The sequence below is a fragment of the Microbacterium sp. genome, assembly GCF_017305435.1.
GTDB lineage: Bacteria > Actinomycetota > Actinomycetes > Actinomycetales > Microbacteriaceae > Microbacterium.
The window spans coordinates 101,160-115,851 of the sequence record NZ_JAFKIP010000004.1; the positions used below are offsets into that span (position 1 = coordinate 101,160).

Annotated in this window: 16 protein-coding genes; 11 read left to right on the forward strand and 5 right to left on the reverse strand. The window is 70.1% G+C overall.

The genetic code is table 11. The features are described from left to right. Nucleotides 1–28: 28 nt before the first annotated feature. From J0I43_RS06610 to J0I43_RS06620, 3 genes are all read left to right on the forward strand, one after another. Nucleotides 29–733, forward strand: coding sequence for an A24 family peptidase (locus J0I43_RS06610; protein ID WP_292860905.1), 705 nt, complete (start codon nt 29–31; stop codon nt 731–733). Between the two features lie 81 nt (nt 734–814). After that, nucleotides 815–1,834, forward strand: coding sequence for a YihY/virulence factor BrkB family protein (locus J0I43_RS06615; RefSeq protein WP_292860908.1), 1,020 nt, complete (start codon nt 815–817; stop codon nt 1,832–1,834). 75 nt (nt 1,835–1,909) lie between these two features. Continuing rightward, a complete protein-coding gene (locus J0I43_RS06620) occupies nt 1,910–4,420 on the forward strand; it encodes a glycogen/starch/alpha-glucan phosphorylase (RefSeq protein ID WP_292860911.1) in 2,511 nt (836 codons plus the stop codon). Nucleotides 4,421–4,440: 20 nt separating this feature from the next. On the opposite strand, the gene J0I43_RS06625 is transcribed toward J0I43_RS06620, so the two are convergent. Together J0I43_RS06625 and J0I43_RS06630 are read right to left on the reverse strand one after the other, a co-directional pair. Continuing rightward, nucleotides 4,441–5,172 carry a glutamine amidotransferase gene (locus J0I43_RS06625; RefSeq protein ID WP_292860914.1) on the reverse strand — a complete coding sequence of 244 codons (732 nt, stop codon included), beginning with the start codon at nt 5,170–5,172 and terminating at the stop codon, nt 4,441–4,443. Then, on the reverse strand, nt 5,169–6,029 hold the full coding sequence (locus J0I43_RS06630) for a LysR family transcriptional regulator (protein WP_292861938.1): 861 nt from the start codon (nt 6,027–6,029) through the stop codon (nt 5,169–5,171). Before J0I43_RS06630 ends, J0I43_RS06625 begins: the two co-directional genes overlap by 4 nt. 166 nt (nt 6,030–6,195) lie before the next feature. Here J0I43_RS06630 and J0I43_RS06635 point away from each other — a divergent pair, with 166 nt between their 5' ends. The 4 genes from J0I43_RS06635 to J0I43_RS06650 all read left to right on the forward strand — a co-directional run bounded on the left by J0I43_RS06635 (nt 6,196) and on the right by J0I43_RS06650 (nt 9,598). Beyond that, nucleotides 6,196–7,140 (forward strand): NAD(P)-binding domain-containing protein, encoded by a 945-nt coding sequence (locus J0I43_RS06635; protein WP_292860917.1) that lies wholly within the window; start codon nt 6,196–6,198, stop codon nt 7,138–7,140. Then, entirely contained in the window at nt 7,137–8,651 is a 1,515-nt protein-coding gene (locus tag J0I43_RS06640) for a CoA-acylating methylmalonate-semialdehyde dehydrogenase (RefSeq protein WP_292860920.1), read from the forward strand. Before J0I43_RS06635 ends, J0I43_RS06640 begins: the two co-directional genes overlap by 4 nt. Before the next feature lie 69 nt (nt 8,652–8,720). Beyond that, nucleotides 8,721–8,948, forward strand: a complete 228-nt coding sequence (locus J0I43_RS06645) for a response regulator (protein WP_292860923.1) — start codon at nt 8,721–8,723, stop codon at nt 8,946–8,948. Further along, entirely contained in the window at nt 8,945–9,598 is a 654-nt protein-coding gene (locus J0I43_RS06650) for a CYTH domain-containing protein (protein WP_292860926.1), read from the forward strand. The genes J0I43_RS06645 and J0I43_RS06650 overlap by 4 nt, the downstream gene beginning before the upstream one ends. Nucleotides 9,599–9,682: 84 nt before the next feature. On the opposite strand, the gene lpdA is transcribed toward J0I43_RS06650, so the two are convergent. Both lpdA and J0I43_RS06660 read right to left on the reverse strand, forming a co-directional pair. Continuing rightward, nucleotides 9,683–11,083: a dihydrolipoyl dehydrogenase gene (gene lpdA / locus J0I43_RS06655; protein WP_292860929.1), complete on the reverse strand. Its 1,401-nt coding sequence runs from the start codon at nt 11,081–11,083 to the stop codon at nt 9,683–9,685. Between the two features lie 9 nt (nt 11,084–11,092). After that, the gene (locus J0I43_RS06660) at nt 11,093–11,659 is read right to left on the reverse strand and encodes a copper resistance CopC family protein (protein ID WP_292860932.1); all 567 of its coding nucleotides are present in this window, start codon (nt 11,657–11,659) and stop codon (nt 11,093–11,095) included. Nucleotides 11,660–11,789: 130 nt separating this feature from the next. On the opposite strand from J0I43_RS06660, the gene J0I43_RS06665 reads away from it, so the two are divergent. Then, nucleotides 11,790–12,200 carry a hypothetical protein gene (locus J0I43_RS06665; protein WP_292860935.1) on the forward strand — a complete coding sequence of 137 codons (411 nt, stop codon included), beginning with the start codon at nt 11,790–11,792 and terminating at the stop codon, nt 12,198–12,200. A 31-nt stretch (nt 12,201–12,231) separates the two neighbouring features. On the opposite strand, the gene J0I43_RS06670 is transcribed toward J0I43_RS06665, so the two are convergent. Next, nucleotides 12,232–12,579: a hypothetical protein gene (locus tag J0I43_RS06670; protein WP_292860938.1), complete on the reverse strand. Its 348-nt coding sequence runs from the start codon at nt 12,577–12,579 to the stop codon at nt 12,232–12,234. A 113-nt stretch (nt 12,580–12,692) separates the two neighbouring features. Here J0I43_RS06670 and J0I43_RS06675 point away from each other — a divergent pair, with 113 nt between their 5' ends. The 3 genes from J0I43_RS06675 (at nt 12,693) to J0I43_RS06685 (ending at nt 14,527) form a co-directional block, all read left to right on the forward strand. After that, nucleotides 12,693–13,193 (forward strand): FHA domain-containing protein, encoded by a 501-nt coding sequence (locus J0I43_RS06675; protein WP_292860941.1) that lies wholly within the window; start codon nt 12,693–12,695, stop codon nt 13,191–13,193. Next, nucleotides 13,190–13,870 (forward strand): MerR family transcriptional regulator, encoded by a 681-nt coding sequence (locus tag J0I43_RS06680; protein WP_292860944.1) that lies wholly within the window; start codon nt 13,190–13,192, stop codon nt 13,868–13,870. The genes J0I43_RS06675 and J0I43_RS06680 overlap by 4 nt, the downstream gene beginning before the upstream one ends. Before the next feature lie 99 nt (nt 13,871–13,969). Next, a complete protein-coding gene (locus J0I43_RS06685) occupies nt 13,970–14,527 on the forward strand; it encodes a MerR family transcriptional regulator (RefSeq protein ID WP_292860947.1) in 558 nt (185 codons plus the stop codon). Nucleotides 14,528–14,692 lie beyond the last annotated feature (165 nt).

The window sequence follows — 14,692 nt, forward strand, 5'->3', positions numbered from 1 at the left end:
GCGGACCACCGTCCGGAAAGGAGCGCTCGTGCCGTCGCCCCTGTTGATGCTGTCGTTCGCCGCTGTGACCGCCGTCGGCGCCGTCCTCGGCTGGCGGCTGGCCGGCGTGCGTGCCCGGTTCGCCGGTGTGGCGACGAACGCTCCCGTCGACGGGCTGCCGTTCGCGGCGGCGACGGCAGCCGCATTCCTCGGCGTCGTCGCCTTCGTCGCGACGCGTCCGCCGGCTCCGGCGAGCGCGGGCGGCGCGATCGTCCCCACGGTGATCGTGGCCGTGGCCTATCTGTACTTCGCGGCGATCAGCCTGCTCCTCGGTGAGATCGACGCCGCGACGCACCGCCTCCCGAACGCCATCGTTCTGCCGGCGTATCCCGTTCTCGGTGCCCTGTTCGCGTCCGCGTGCCTCGCGGGAGGGTCGTGGTCGGCCTTCGGGCGCGCGGCGGCGGGTGGAGGCCTCCTGTTCGGCTTCTTCTGGCTGGTTCGTGCGGTCGGGCGCGGGACCCTGGGCGGCGGAGACGTCAAGCTCGCCGGCGTGATCGGGATGGTGCTGGGGTTCGCCGGTTGGCCGGCGCTCGCCGTCGGAACCCTCGCGGCGTTCGTCTTCGGCGGGGTCGCGGCGGCGGTGCTGCTGCTGCGCGGGAAGGCGACGCGGCACACCGCCGTCGCCTTCGGGCCGTTCCTCCTCGCGGGCGCATGGGCGGGTCTGCTCGCCACCGGCGCCGCAGCGCTCGGCTGACGCCGGGGCGCCCCGTCAGCGTTGCTGCCGCCGCTGTCAAGACCCCGTGCCAGACACGGCGCCGCACATATCCTGGGCGACATGGACGTCACGCGCATCATCGCCCGGGCCCTCTCGCTGACCCCCGTGCGCGCGTTCCTGCGCTACAGCGAGAGACGCGGCGCGATGCTCGCCGACAGCGTCACCTACCGGGCACTGTTCTCGATCTTCGCGGCCGTCCTCCTCGGCTTCTCGATCGCCGCGCTCTGGCTCGCCGGCAACCAGGAGGCCTGGGCCGCGCTCGTCCGCGCGGTCGACGCCGCTGTTCCGGGCCTCGTCGGGTCGGGCGGACTGATCAACCCGGACGACATCCAGGCACCCGCCGGGCTGTCGATCGCGGGGGCGATCGCCGCGATCGGTCTCGTCGGCGCGGCGATCGGAGCGATCGGGTCGCTGCGCTCGGCCATCCGCGTCGTGTGCGATCGGACGACCGACGACGTCCCGTTCTGGCTCGTGATGCTCCGCAATCTCGCGCTCGCCGTCGGCGCCGGGGGAGCGCTGCTGGCCTCGGCCGCCGCGACGATGCTCGGCACCGCCGGACTCGGGATCGTCGCCGGGTGGTTCGGCGCGAACGAGCACGACCCGGCGATCGCGTGGGGCGGGCGCCTGCTCGCGATCGCCGTGACCTTCGCGCTGGATGCCGTCGCGATCGCCGTGCTGTTCCGCGTACTCTCAGGCATCCGGGCGCCGGCGCGGGCGCTGTGGAGCGGCGCGCTGCTCGGCGCCGTCGGTCTCACCGTGCTGCAGCAGTTGTCGGGGCTGTTCGTCGGCGGAGCGAAGTCGAATCCTCTCCTGGCATCCTTCGCCGCCCTCATCGCGCTCCTGCTGTGGATCAATCTGTCCGCGCAGGTGATCCTCATCTCGACCGCGTACGTCTACACCCTCGTGCGCGAGGGGGAGGACCGCGTACGCGAGCGCTTCGGCGCGTCGACGTTCGTGCAGCGCCGCGTCCAGCAGGCCGAGGATGCCGTCGCACGGGCCGCCGCCGACCTCGCCGCCGCGCGCACCGCACTCGCGCAGGAGCGGGCGTCGGCGCGGGAATCCCAGGCGACGCCGTCGTGACACTCGTGTAAATTCTCTCGTTCTCCCGGCTGGGATGGCTCTTCGCGGCCCGGCGCAGTGTGTACGTTCTTCTACGTGACCGCTTCTGACTTCACGCACGAATCCGCGCACCCGCTCGGCGCGACGCATCCGCTCGCCCTCGCTCCCGTCACGGGGCCTGCGAGCTCGGTCGACGGCTTCGTGCGCCAATTCCTGCGCAACCTCAACTACGAGCGCGGGGTCGCGCTGTCGGCATCCACGTCGAACGACCGTTACTTCGCGTTCGCGATGACGGTGCGCGACTACCTCATGGCGCGGTGGCTGGAGGACCAGAAGCGGCAGCGCGAGGCGCAGGCGAAGGGCGTCGCGTATCTCTCGGCGGAGTACCTGCTCGGCCGCCAGCTGGACAACAACCTCCTCGCGACGGGTCTGTCCGACATCGGGGCCGAGGCGATGGCCGCGTGCGGCATCGACATCGACGACCTCCGCGCGCACGAAGTCGAGCCGGGCCTCGGCAACGGGGGCCTCGGCCGCCTCGCCGCGTGCTTCATCGACTCGCTCGCGACCCTCGGCGTCCCGAACACCGGCTACGGCATCCGGTACGAGTACGGCATCTTCCGCCAGACCTTCGAGGGCGGTCAGCAGGTCGAGCAGCCGGACTCGTGGCTCGAGCTCGGCTCGCCGTGGGAGTTCCCGCACCCCGAGGCGGCCCGCACGATCTCCTTCGGCGGCCACACCGAGACCTACGACGACGAGGGCACGGAACGCACGCGCTGGGTGCCGGGCTGGAACGTCCTCGCAGTGCCGTACAACTACATGGTCCCCGGGTATCTGAACGGCCGCGTCAACACGCTGCGGCTGTGGAGCGCGAAGGCGACGAACTCGTTCGACCTGCGCGTCTTCAACTCCGGCGACTACGAGGAGGCGGTGCGCGCGCAGACGTTCGCCGAGAACATCTCCAAGGTGCTCTACCCCGAGGACTCCACCCCCCAGGGCAAGGAGCTGCGCCTGCAGCAGCAGTACTTCTTCGTCGCGGCATCCATCGGCGACTTCCTCGCGTCGCTGCCGGAGGACTTCGATCTGCACAAGCTGCCCGATCGCATCATCTTCCAGCTCAACGACACCCACCCCGTCATCGGCGTGCCGGAGCTCATGCGCGTCCTCGTCGACGAGCAGCGGCTGGAGTGGGCGGATGCCTGGGCCATCACCCAGCAGTGCTTCGCGTACACGTGCCACACCCTCCTGCCCGAGGCGCTCGAAGTGTGGTCGGTCGACCTCCTGGGGCGCCTGCTGCCGCGGCACCTCGAGATCATCTACCGCATCAACGAGGAGTTCCTCGCCGAGGTGCGGGAGCGCTTCGGCGACGACGAGATGCGCATCCGCAACATGTCGATCATCAGCGAGTTCCCCGACCGCTCCGTGCGCATGGCGTACCTCGCGACCGTCGCCGGTGCCAAGGTCAACGGCGTCGCGGAGCTGCACTCCCAGCTCCTGCGCGAGAAGGTCCTGCCCGACTTCAACGCGTTCTACCCGGGCAAGTTCACGAACGTCACGAACGGCGTCACGCCGCGACGGTTCGTGCGCCTTGCCAACCCGGGCCTCTCCGCTCTCATCACCGAGGCGATCGGCACCGGCTGGGTCACCGACCTGGAGCGCCTGCGCGAGCTCGAGACCTACGCCGAGGACCCGCAGTTCCGGAGCGCGTTCGCGGCCGTGAAGGCGGAGAACAAGCGTCGCCTCGGCGACGCGCTGCGCGCGCGCGACGGCGTCGAGATCAGCGACGGCCACATGCTCGACGTCATGGTCAAGCGCCTCCACGAGTACAAGCGGCAGATGTTGAAGCTCCTGCACATCGTCACGGAGTACGAGTCCATCGCCTCGGGTCGCGTCGCGGCATCCGACATCGTGCCGCGTACGTTCGTCTTCGGCGCGAAGGCCGCACCGGGCTACGTCATGGCCAAGCGCATCATCCACCTCATCAACGCGGTCGGAGAGGTCGTCAACGCCGACGCGCGCGTCGAGGGGCGGCTGAAGGTGCTCTTCCCGCCGAACTACAACGTCACGCTCGCGGAGCGCCTGATCCCGGCGGCCGACCTGTCGGAGCAGATCTCGCTCGCCGGGAAGGAAGCCTCCGGAACCGGCAACATGAAGTTCGCGCTCAACGGCGCGCTCACCATCGGCACCGACGACGGCGCCAACGTCGAGATCCGCGAGCTCGTCGGAGACGACAACTTCTTCCTCTTCGGGCAGAGCGAACCCGAGGTGGAGGCCCTGTGGGCCCGCGGCTACAAGCCGGCGGAGTTCTACCAGGCCGACGACAACCTGCGCCGCGCGATGGACCTCATCGCGTCGGGGGCGTTCTCGGGCGGCGACAAGACCGTGTTCGAGCCGATCGTGTCGAACCTGCTCTACGACGACCGGTTCATGGTGCTCGCCGACTACTCCTCGTACATCGAGGCGCAGGCGCGGGTGGACGCGGCGTACGCGGATCAGGACGCCTGGACGCGCTCCGCGATCCTCAACGTCGCCCGCTGCGGATTCTTCTCCTCGGACCGGTCGATGCGCGACTACATCGAACGCATCTGGCACACCCCGCCCGTCATCTGACGCGGGGTCGATGAGGCACCTCAGCGGGCGTAGCGCTCGGCGAACGCCCGGAGGATGCCCCCCGTGTGCGTCACCGGCAGGCGTCGCACGGCGGCGAGGGTGAGGTCGAGTTCGCCGGCGGCGAAGTACCCGTAGTCCGCGTACGCGCGGATCCGGGTGGAGATGCCCTCGACGTCGCACTCCGGGTGGAACTGCGTCGCGTAGACGTTCCTGCCGACGCGGAACATCTGCACGGGGCACGCCGTCCCGCGGACGAGCAGCGTCGCAGACGACGGCAGCACGGTAATGGCCTCCTTGTGGCCGACGAACGCCGCGAACGTGTCGGGGAGCCCGGCGAGGAGGGGATCGGCGGCGCCGGCGGCGGTTCGGGTCACCTCGACGACGCTGATCGGCTCTCGATGCGTGCCGTCGATGAGGGCGCCCTCGTGCGCACCGACCGTGCCGATGCCGTAGCACGCGCCGAAGAAGGGGAAGTCCCGCGCGATGACCTCATCGAGCAGCACCGAGATCTCCTGCTCGACACGGTGCTGCACGGCGGACTTGCGCTCGGGCGGGTCCGAGGCGTTGAACGGCCCGCCGCCGACGAAGATCCCCGACCAGTCGTCCAGGTCGATGTCGCCCAGCGGCTCGGCCTCCAGGCGCCGGCGAACGAGCTGGGCCTCGGACAACCCCGTGTAACGCAGGAAGAGCGCGTACTCCTCGTCGGCGGGCAGGTCCTCGGCTCGCGTGGCGAGCAGCAGGAACGGCTTCATGCGGATGCCTCCTGCACGCTCTGGATGTACGCGGTCATCGCCTCGAGGGTCGCCGCGACCGCGGGGTTGCGCGGCCCCTCGTCGCGCGCGACGGCCCAGTAGGCGAGCGGGTGCGCGTAGGCGCGCTCGAGCACGCGTTCGAGGCGGGCATCGCGGTCGCCGAGGAAGTCCGGAAGCAGACCGATCCCCGCGCCGGCGGCGGTCGCCTCGACGTGCGCGAAGACGCTCGTCGAGCGCAGCGAGGGCGGGGAGTCGGGAAGTTCCTGCAGGGCGCGGTCGAGCTCGTCGACCTGCAGCGAGCTCTCCACGTAGTAGACGAGGGGATGCCCCGACAGCTCGGCCATGCTCGCGGGCGTGCCGTGCGCGGCGAGGTAGGCGGGCGACGCGTAGAGCCGCAGCGCGTACGCGCACACGGGCGTCGCGTAAGCGCGCAGCACCTGGGGCCGGCCCACGACGATCTCGAGGTCGACGCCGGAGCGGTTCTGCCGCACCCGCTGTGTCGCCGACAGCAGTTCGATCGCCAGGGTGGGGTGCGCACGCCGCAGGAGGGTCATCGCGGGAGCGAGGAAGGCGGCGGTGAAGGCATCCGGCGCCGAGACGCGGACCATGCCGTGGACGGCGTCGGCCCCCTCGCCCTCGACGAGCTCGCGCAGCGACCCCTCGATCCGCTCCGCGATACCGACCGCCCGGCGCCCGAGCGTCGTCACCTCCCACCCGCCAGTCGTCCGCACGAGCACGCGCCCGCCCATCGCCGCCTCCAATGCGGCGATGCGGCGAGACACCGTGGAGTGGTTGACGCCCAGCACCTCCGCGGCGGCGGTGTAGCGGCCCAGCCGTGCGACCGCGAGGAACGTCATGAGCGCATCGAGCGGCGGTTCGGGAGAGCTCGGATGCATGCGAAGAGTGTGCACCAGTGCACAGCGTCGGTGCAAGTTTGCCTCCGCCCTGTGCATTGATAGGCATGGATGCCCGTGCGTACAGTGGCCACGAACCGCACCTTCGACGACGCAGGGAGCCTTGAGCATGTCGACCATCGCCTTCATCGGACTCGGCCGGATGGGAGCGCCCATGGCGGCCCATCTCGTCTCCGCCGGACACACCGTCCGCGGTGTCGAGATCAACCCGGTCACGGCGACCGCGGCGGAAGCCCGCGGCATCCACGTCGTCGGGACCGTCGCCGAAGCGCTCAAGGGCGCCGACGCCTGCGTCACCTCGCTGCCCAAGCCCGAGCACGTCCGTGCCGCGTACGGGGGAGCGGACGGCATCCTCGCGCACGCGGAGGTCACGACGCTCCTCATGGACACGTCCACGGTCGACGTCGACACCTCGCGCTGGTGCCACACCCAGGCGGACGAGCGGGGGCTCACCTTCGTCGACGCTCCGATCTCGGGCGGGACGGCGGGGGCCGAGGCGGGGACGCTGACGTTCATGCTCGGCGGCCGCGAGGACGACATCGAGCGGGCGCGTGCGTTCGTCGCCCCGATGGCGCGGAACGTCATCGCGTGCGGTGACGCCGGAGCCGGCATCGCCGCGAAGCTCGTCAACAACATGATGCTCTTCATCGGCGTCATGGCGATGTCCGAGGGGTCGCAGCTCGCCGAGCAGCTCGGCCTCGACGCGAAGACGTTCTGGGAGGTCGCGCGCGTCTCGTCGGGGGACTCCTGGCCCGTCCGCACCTGGTATCCCGTGCCGGGCGTGCTCGAATCCGCCGCGGCGAACGACAACTTCGACGCCACGTTCTCCGTCGACCTCGCGCGCAAGGACTGCGGCCTCGCGGTGCAGGCCGGAGACACCACGGGCGTCCATCTTCCCGCCGCACGCCTCGCCCTCTCTCAGCTCGACGACCTCGTCGCCGAAGGACTCGGCGGCAAGGACTGCACGCTCGTCGCGAAGCTCGCCTCGCCCGATGGCACGCTCCGCGGCTACGACCCGTCTCTCGACCGCACTTTCGAAGGAACCCGCTCATGAGCACCACGATCGACACACCCGCGACCACGCGGATCGCGATCCCGCACGTCATCGGCGGCGCCCGAATCGAGGCCGACGGACGCACCGGGGCCGTCTTCAACCCCGCGACGGGCGCGCAGACCGGCGAGGTCGCCCTGGCGTCCGCTGCGCTCGTCCACGACGCCGCACGCATCGCCCAGGACGCACAGCGCGCGTGGCGCGAAGTGGGGCTCGGCAAGCGCCAGCAGATCATGTTCCGTCTGCGCGAGATCATCTCGAGCCGTGCCGAGGAGCTCGCCCGCATCATCACCGCCGAACACGGCAAGACCGTGCCGGACGCCCTCGGCGAGGTGACGCGCGGGCTCGAGAACGTCGAGTTCTGCACGAGCCTCATGCACCACCTGAAGGGCGAGTACTCCGAGCAGGTCGCCGCGGGCGTCGACGTGCACCAGGTGCGTCAGCCGGTCGGGGTCGTCGCGTGCATCACCCCGTTCAACTTCCCGGCGATGGTCCCGCTGTGGATGGTGACGACGGCGATCGCCGCCGGCAACGCCGTCATCCTGAAGCCGAGCGAACGCGACCCCTCGGCGGCGAACTGGATCGCCGGCGCGTTCGCCGAGGCGGGGCTGCCCGCCGGCATCCTGAACGTCGTGCACGGCGACAAGGAGGCCGTCGACGCGATCCTCGACGACCCCGTCATCCGCGCCGTGTCCTTCGTGGGCTCGACGCCGATCGCGAGGCACATCTACGCGCGCGCCGCCGAGAACGGCAAGCGTGTGCAGGCGCTGGGAGGCGCGAAGAACCACATGATCGTGATGCCCGACGCCGACCTCGACGCGGCGGCGGATGCCGCGATCTCGGCCGGCTATGGATCGGCGGGCGAACGCTGCATGGCGGTCTCCGTCGTCGTCGCCGTCGGCGAGGTCGCCGACGAGCTGATCGCGAAGATCGCCGAGCGGATGCCGCGGGTCACGGTCGGCGACGGCACCGCGCCCGGCGTCGAGATGGGCCCGCTCATCACGCGCGAGGCGCTCGATCGGGTCACCGGCTTCATCGCGGGCGCCGACGCCGAGGGCGCCCGCGTCGTCGTCGACGGTCGCGAGCTCGACGTGCCGACGGGCGGGTTCTTCATCGGACCCTCGCTCGTGGACCACGTGACCCCGGGCATGCGCGTGTACGACGAGGAGATCTTCGGTCCCGTGCTGTCGGTCGTCCGCGCCCCGTCGTACGACGAGGCGGTCGCCCTCATCAACGGCAACCGCTACGCGAACGGCACTGCTGTGTTCACCCGCGACGGGAAGACCGCGCGTCAGTTCGAGTTCGACATCGAAGTCGGCATGGTCGGCGTCAACGTGCCGATCCCGGTGCCGATCGGGGCGTTCTCGTTCGGCGGCTGGAAGGACTCGCTCTTCGGCGACACGCACATGTACGGGCCGGAGGCGTTCACCTTCTACACGCGCCGTAAGGTCGTCACGACGCGCTGGCCCGACGCGAGCGGGAGCCAGATCAGCCTCGGCTTCCCCACGCACTGACGCGGCGATGCACCCGGCCGGATGAACCGGCCGGGCTAGGCTGGAGACGTTCAGCACAGGAGGTTCGACATGGCACTCGCACGACTTCACGGCGGTCCGCTCGACGGACAGGTCCTTCCCCTCGACGACGCGACGCAGGATTCGCTGATCCTGCCGTACAGCGAGACGCAGGTCGTCTACGAGCGCGCCGGCTCGCCGGAGCACACCGGCGAGGGCGACGGTCCCACCTCGAGCGACTTCCACTTCGTCGAGGCCGAGGATGACATCAACCCGGACGTCGACGGCCGCGACGAGTGACTCCGGCATCGGCGCCGGATGAGCCGACCCGGTCGCTCGAGATCGAGCTGACCTTCGACGTCGACGCGGAGACGCACGTGCCCTCGTGGGCGGGTCTGGACGGCGTCGCGTTCGTCGATCCGCCCGAACGACGCGAGCTCGACGCGCAGTACTTCGACGTCGACGGGCTGACGCTCGGCCGCGCGGGCTATGCCGTGCGGCGTCGCACCGGCGGGCCGGACGAAGGCTGGCACATCAAGGGTCCGAAGGATGCCGACGGCGCGCGCCTCGAGCAGCACTGGCCCCTCGGTGACGCAGGCACGCCGCCCGACGAGCTGGTCCGTGCCGTGACGCCCATCGCGCCCACGGCGGGGGAGCCGGGAGCGCTCCGGCGGATCGCCCGGATCCGCAACGACCGCCATGCCGCCCTGCTGCGGGATGCCGCGGGCTCCGTCATCGCAGAATTCGTCGACGACCACGTCACGGCCCTCGATGAGCTCCGTGGAGTCGAGACCCGGTGGCGCGAGTGGGAGTTCGAGCTCGGCCCCGCGGCGCCGTCCGGGCGGGCCGACCGCGCCGCGCTGCTCGCCGCCGCCGCGGAGATCGCGTATCGCGCCGGCGCGCGGCCCGCAGTATCCGACTCGAAGCTCGCGCGCACCCTCGGGGTCTGACCGGCCGCACTCATACCACGAACCACGTACGACGAACGCCGCCCCCGGCTTCGATGGGGCGGCGTTCGTCGTGTGCGTGCCAGATTACAGATTGATCATGTGTCCCGCGAGACCGTGGAAGGCTTCCTGGAGGGCCTCCGACAGCGTCGGGTGGGTGTGGACGTTCCGCGCCAGCTCGAGCGCCGTGAGGTCCCACTTCTGCGCGAGGGTGAGCTCGGGCAGCAGCTCCGACACGTCGGGGCCGATGAGGTGGCCGCCGACGAGCTCGAGGTGCTCGGCATCCGCGATGAGCTTCACGAAGCCGACCGGCTCGCCCAGACCGTGCGCCTTGCCGTTGGCCATGAAGGGGAACGTCGCCACCTTGTACTCGCGGCCGGTCTCCTTGTACTGCGCCTCGGTGTAGCCGAAAGACGCGACCTGCGGCGAGCAGAACGTCGCGCGCGGCATCATGCGGTAGTCGCCGAGCGCCATGGTCTCGGCGCCGCCGATCGTCTCAGCCGCGACGACGCCCTGCGCCTCCGCGACGTGGGCGAGCTGGAGCTTGGCCGTGACGTCACCGATCGCGTAGATGCCGTCGACGTTCGTGCGCATGAAGTCGTCGATCTCGATCGCGCCGCGGTCGGTGAGCTTCACACCCGTGTTCTCGAGGCCGAAGCCCTCGACGCGCGGGGCGAAGCCGATCGACATGAGGACCTTGTCGGCCTCGATCCGGCCGGCCGCGCCCGTCTTGTTGTCGGTGTAGCTGACGGTGACCTTGTCGCCCGAGTCGACGACCGACTCGACCTTGGTCGCGACGAGGATGTCGACACCGAGGTTCTTGTACTGCTTCGCGATCTCCTTGGAGACGTCCGCGTCCTCGTTGGGGAGGGCGCGGTCGAGGAACTCGATGATCGTCACCTTGACGCCGTAGTTCGTGAGGACGTAGGCGAACTCCATGCCGATCGCACCGGCCCCGACGATGACGATCGAGCCCGGCAGGTCGCGGGTGAGGATCTGCTCCTCGTACGTGACGACGTTCTCGCTCAGCGAGACGCCGGGAAGCAGGCGCACGGTGGAGCCGGTCGCGATGATGACGTTGTCGAACGTGACCTCTTCGGTGGTGCCGTCGGTCTTCGTCACCGTGATCGCCTTGGGGCCGGTGAACGACCCGCGGCCCTCGTACTCGGTGACCTTGTTCTTCTTCATCAGGTAGTGGATGCCCTTGACGCGCCCGTCGGCGACGACGCGCGAGCGATCGAAGGCGGCGCCGAAGTCGGCGGTGAACTCACCCGAGATGCCGAAGAAGTCGGCCTTGTGCTTCAGGGTGTGCACGACCTCGGCGTTCTTCAGGAGCGCCTTGGAGGGGATGCAGCCGACGTTGAGGCAGACACCGCCCCAGTACTTCTCTTCGATGATCGCGACGGACTGACCGAGCTGCGCGGCGCGGACCGCTGCGACATAGCCGCCGGGGCCGGCGCCGAGGACGACGACGTTGTAATGAGGCATGTCTTCAGCCTAGTGCTCGCTGCGGCGCCGCTTCGCGGCCGAGAGGGCGACGAAGGTGCCGATCAGTGCGATGAGGACCACGACCCCGACCACGATCCACACCGCCGGTGACGCGTCCTGCGCGTCGGCGTCATCCGCCGAGGCGCTGGGCGAGGGTGCGCTGGCGGTCGGCGCCACGGCGGAGCCGTCGCCGACGGTGAACGTGAACTGGTCGGAGACGGGATGCCCGTCACTCGAGACGACGCGCCAGATGACCGTGATCGTGCCGGTCGCCGAGCCGCTCAGCTCCTGCGTCAGCCGCGTACCGTCGAGCACGGGATCTGCGGAGGTGAGGTCGGTGCCCGCGGCATCCGTCACGACGACGTCGGTCGCGCCGGGCTCATCCATCAGCACGCCGCTGAAGGTCATCGTGATCTTCGTCGGAAGGGCGTCGACGTGCGCGCCCGCGGCCGGGTCGGAGCCGATCAGTTCGTCGTGCGCCCAGGCCGGGGCCCCCGCGAGGACGATCCCGACGGCGGCGAGGAGCCCGATCAGCAGGGCGAAGGGTCGGTGTCTCGTGTGAACTTCATGTGACATCACGTCGTCGAGCCTACGTGAGCCTGTCGCCACGGGGCCGGGCGCAGTACCGTGGCCCTACATACACAGGCGGGACATCGGCGGAGCCGATTCCGCGTGGCCCGCCCCGACGAGGGAGAGGTGCGCCGCGATGGACGCGATGATGATGAACGCGATGTCCGAGGACATGATGTCGATGGAGGGGATGCCCGCCATGGACATGGCTGCCATGACGAGTGCAGCGCAGGCCTGCATGGATACCTGTGCCGCCTGTGAGCAGGCCTGCACCGTCTGCTCGACACAGATGATGGACTGCGCGCCGTCGTGCATGAACTGCGCCGACATGGCGGGCACGATGATGCGCGCCATGCTGCGCATGCAGGGCATGACGCCGGCATCCATGATGTCGATGCTCGACGCCTGCATGGCGATGTGTCAGACGTGCATGGACATGTGCATGATGCACGCCGACTCGAGCCCCGTGTGCAAGATGTGCGCCGACGCATGCCGCGCCTGCATGGACGCGTGCATGGCGGTGAAGGACGCGATGGCCGCGGCCTGAGAGGGCCGCCTCAGAGGACGAGTGCGCCGCCTCAGAGTGCGAGTGCGTTGAAGAGGCGGCGTCCCACCGCGAGCGTGTGATAGCGCTCGTGGTACGCGACGGGTGCACCTGCCGTGACGGTGTCGGCCGCGCCGGAGCCGTTCCACAGGCTGAGCACACGTCCGTCCAGCGTGTGCAGGACGAGGGTGCCGTCCGCGGCATCCACCGTCGTCACGATCGCGTCGAGCCACTCGCCCGGCGTCGTCGAGACCAGCCGCGCCTGGATGAGGTGGACGGCGTGACCGGGGGCGAACGAGGAGCAGGCCTGGCCGCGCGCGCACATGCAGATCGCGTCCTGACGCACCGAGGCGGGCGTGAGGCGGTTCTGCGGCGTGGACACGGAGATCTCCTTCTGATCGAGGTGGGTCCAGGCTAGATCGAGCGTCGCCGGCTCCGCCCGACGGGCGACACACGATGCAACAAACCAGTAGGGTGAAGAGGGAGGAGGACACCGTGGACAACAGCGAACGCGACGCACCCGGCGCCGGAGACATCCGTCGAGACGCCGACGATGCCGGTCGTCACGCCGTCGACTCGACGCAGACATTCGGCCACGACTCCGATCTGTCCTTCATCCCATTCGGCAGCGACTTGACCGAGGCAGAGCTCGAGGCGATCGGCGCGCTGCCGTCCCGAGCTGCCCTGCTGCTCGTGCGCTCGGGCCCGACGGCCGGCGCACGGTATCTCCTCGACAGCGACGTGACGACCGTCGGCCGTCACCCCGAGGCCGACATCTTCTTCGACGACGTCACCGTCTCCCGTCGGCACGCAGAGATCACCCGTACGGGCGGGTTCTTCGAGCTCGTCGATCAGCGTTCCCTCAACGGCACCTACGTCAACGGCGAGCGCGTCGACCGCGCCGTGCTCGATGACGGCGCCGAGGTCCGCATCGGCAAGTTCCGGCTGAACTTCTTCGTCTCGCCGATCGATCGCTCCGCGGTGGCCGGCGCGTGAGCCCCGCTGCGGCACCCCGAGGACGCGCCGCGTCCTCGGGTCATCTCAGCATCGGTCAGGTGCTGGCTCGCCTCACGCCGGAGTTCCCGCACCTGAGCGCGAGCAAGCTGCGTTATTTCGAAGAACAGGGTCTCGTCACGCCCCTGCGCACCGATGCCGGCTACCGCAAGTTCTCGCCGTCGGATGTCGCGCGCGTCCGCACCGCGCTCACGCTGCAGCGCGATCACGACTTCAAGCTAGCCCGCATCCGCGAGTACCTCGATGCGCACGACGGCGAGATCGACGTCGCCCTCCCGCCGTCGATCCTCGAGGCACCGCGCCGCTACCGTCGCGAAGAGCTCCTCGCGAGCGCTAACGCGGCGGCTGCGCTCCTGGATGCGGCGATCAGCGCGGGGCTCATCGCGCCCGCAGACACCTATGACGAGCGGACCCTCGGGCTTCTGCGAGCGCTCGTCGCTCTCGACGGCCACGGCATCCAGCCTCGCCACGTGCGCGGGACGCGTCAGGCCGTGGAACGCGAGATCGCTCTGGTCGGCAGCGCCCTCGCGCCGCTGCTGCGCCGGACGGATGCCGCCTCCCGCGCACGTGCCAACGAGCTCGCGCCGGAACTGCTGCGGCGGATCGACGAGGCGCGTGCGGCGTTCCTCGGGGCGGCGCTCGATCGCCTCACTCCGTGAGGGTCGCGACACGCCGACCCTGCGCGGGCGGATGTCGTTGCCGGTGGGGGAGTCGTCCTCTACCGTGGAGGGACAACATCGGTTCGGCTGGAGGCGAAGATGACCGCGCATGACGCGCCCACGGGTTCCCCCGCCGGACAGCCGTTCCAGACAGAACTGCTGTTCACCGACGGCCTTCCGCAGATGGACGACGAGGTCGGCTATCGCGGCGCGGTCGCCGCGCGCGCGGCCGGCATCACCTACCGCCAGCTGGACTACTGGGCGCGCACGGAGCTCGTCGAGCCCACCGTCCGCGGGGCCAGCGGCTCGGGATCGCAGCGGTTGTACGGCTTCCGCGACATCCTCGTCCTGAAGCTCGTCAAGCGTCTGCTCGACACCGGCATCTCGCTTCCCCAGATCCGCACCGCCGTCGCGCAGCTGCGCGCCGCCGGCATCCGCGACCTCGCCGGGACGACCCTCATGAGCGACGGCGCCTCGGTGTACCTGTGCACGTCGAACGACGAGGTCATCGACCTCGTCAACCGCGGCCAGGGCGTCTTCGGCATCGCCGTCGGCAAGGTGCTGCACGAGGTCGAGTCCACGCTCGTGGACTTCGAACCGCAGGCGCCGGACCCGGTCGACGAGCTCGCCGCGCGCCGCGCGGTCCGCTCCGCCTGATCCGCTCCGCCTGATCCGCTCGGGCGGGAGTTCTTTCGCGCGGGGCTTCTTCCGCGCGGGGCTTCTTCCCGACCATGTCCCGAAAGTGGTCGCTTTCGGCGCGCTGAACCGACCGTAAGTGGGACGCGGTCCACCCCAAGTGGGACGAGGGCCGCCATCAGCGGG

Coding starts and splice junctions, on each gene's coding strand:
- J0I43_RS06615 (WP_292860908.1), top strand. CDS start 815: ATGGACGTCACGCGCATCATCGCCCGGGCCCTCTCGCTGACCCCCGTG.
- J0I43_RS06625 (WP_292860914.1), bottom strand. CDS start 5,172: ATGAAGCCGTTCCTGCTGCTCGCCACGCGAGCCGAGGACCTGCCCGCC.
- J0I43_RS06630 (WP_292861938.1), bottom strand. CDS start 6,029: ATGACGTTCCTCGCGGTCGCACGGCTGGGCCGCTACACCGCCGCCGCG.
- J0I43_RS06635 (WP_292860917.1), top strand. CDS start 6,196: ATGTCGACCATCGCCTTCATCGGACTCGGCCGGATGGGAGCGCCCATG.
- J0I43_RS06640 (WP_292860920.1), top strand. CDS start 7,137: ATGAGCACCACGATCGACACACCCGCGACCACGCGGATCGCGATCCCG.
- J0I43_RS06645 (WP_292860923.1), top strand. CDS start 8,721: ATGGCACTCGCACGACTTCACGGCGGTCCGCTCGACGGACAGGTCCTT.
- lpdA (WP_292860929.1), bottom strand. CDS start 11,083: ATGCCTCATTACAACGTCGTCGTCCTCGGCGCCGGCCCCGGCGGCTAT.
- J0I43_RS06660 (WP_292860932.1), bottom strand. CDS start 11,659: ATGTCACATGAAGTTCACACGAGACACCGACCCTTCGCCCTGCTGATC.
- J0I43_RS06665 (WP_292860935.1), top strand. CDS start 11,790: ATGGACGCGATGATGATGAACGCGATGTCCGAGGACATGATGTCGATG.
- J0I43_RS06685 (WP_292860947.1), top strand. CDS start 13,970: ATGACCGCGCATGACGCGCCCACGGGTTCCCCCGCCGGACAGCCGTTC.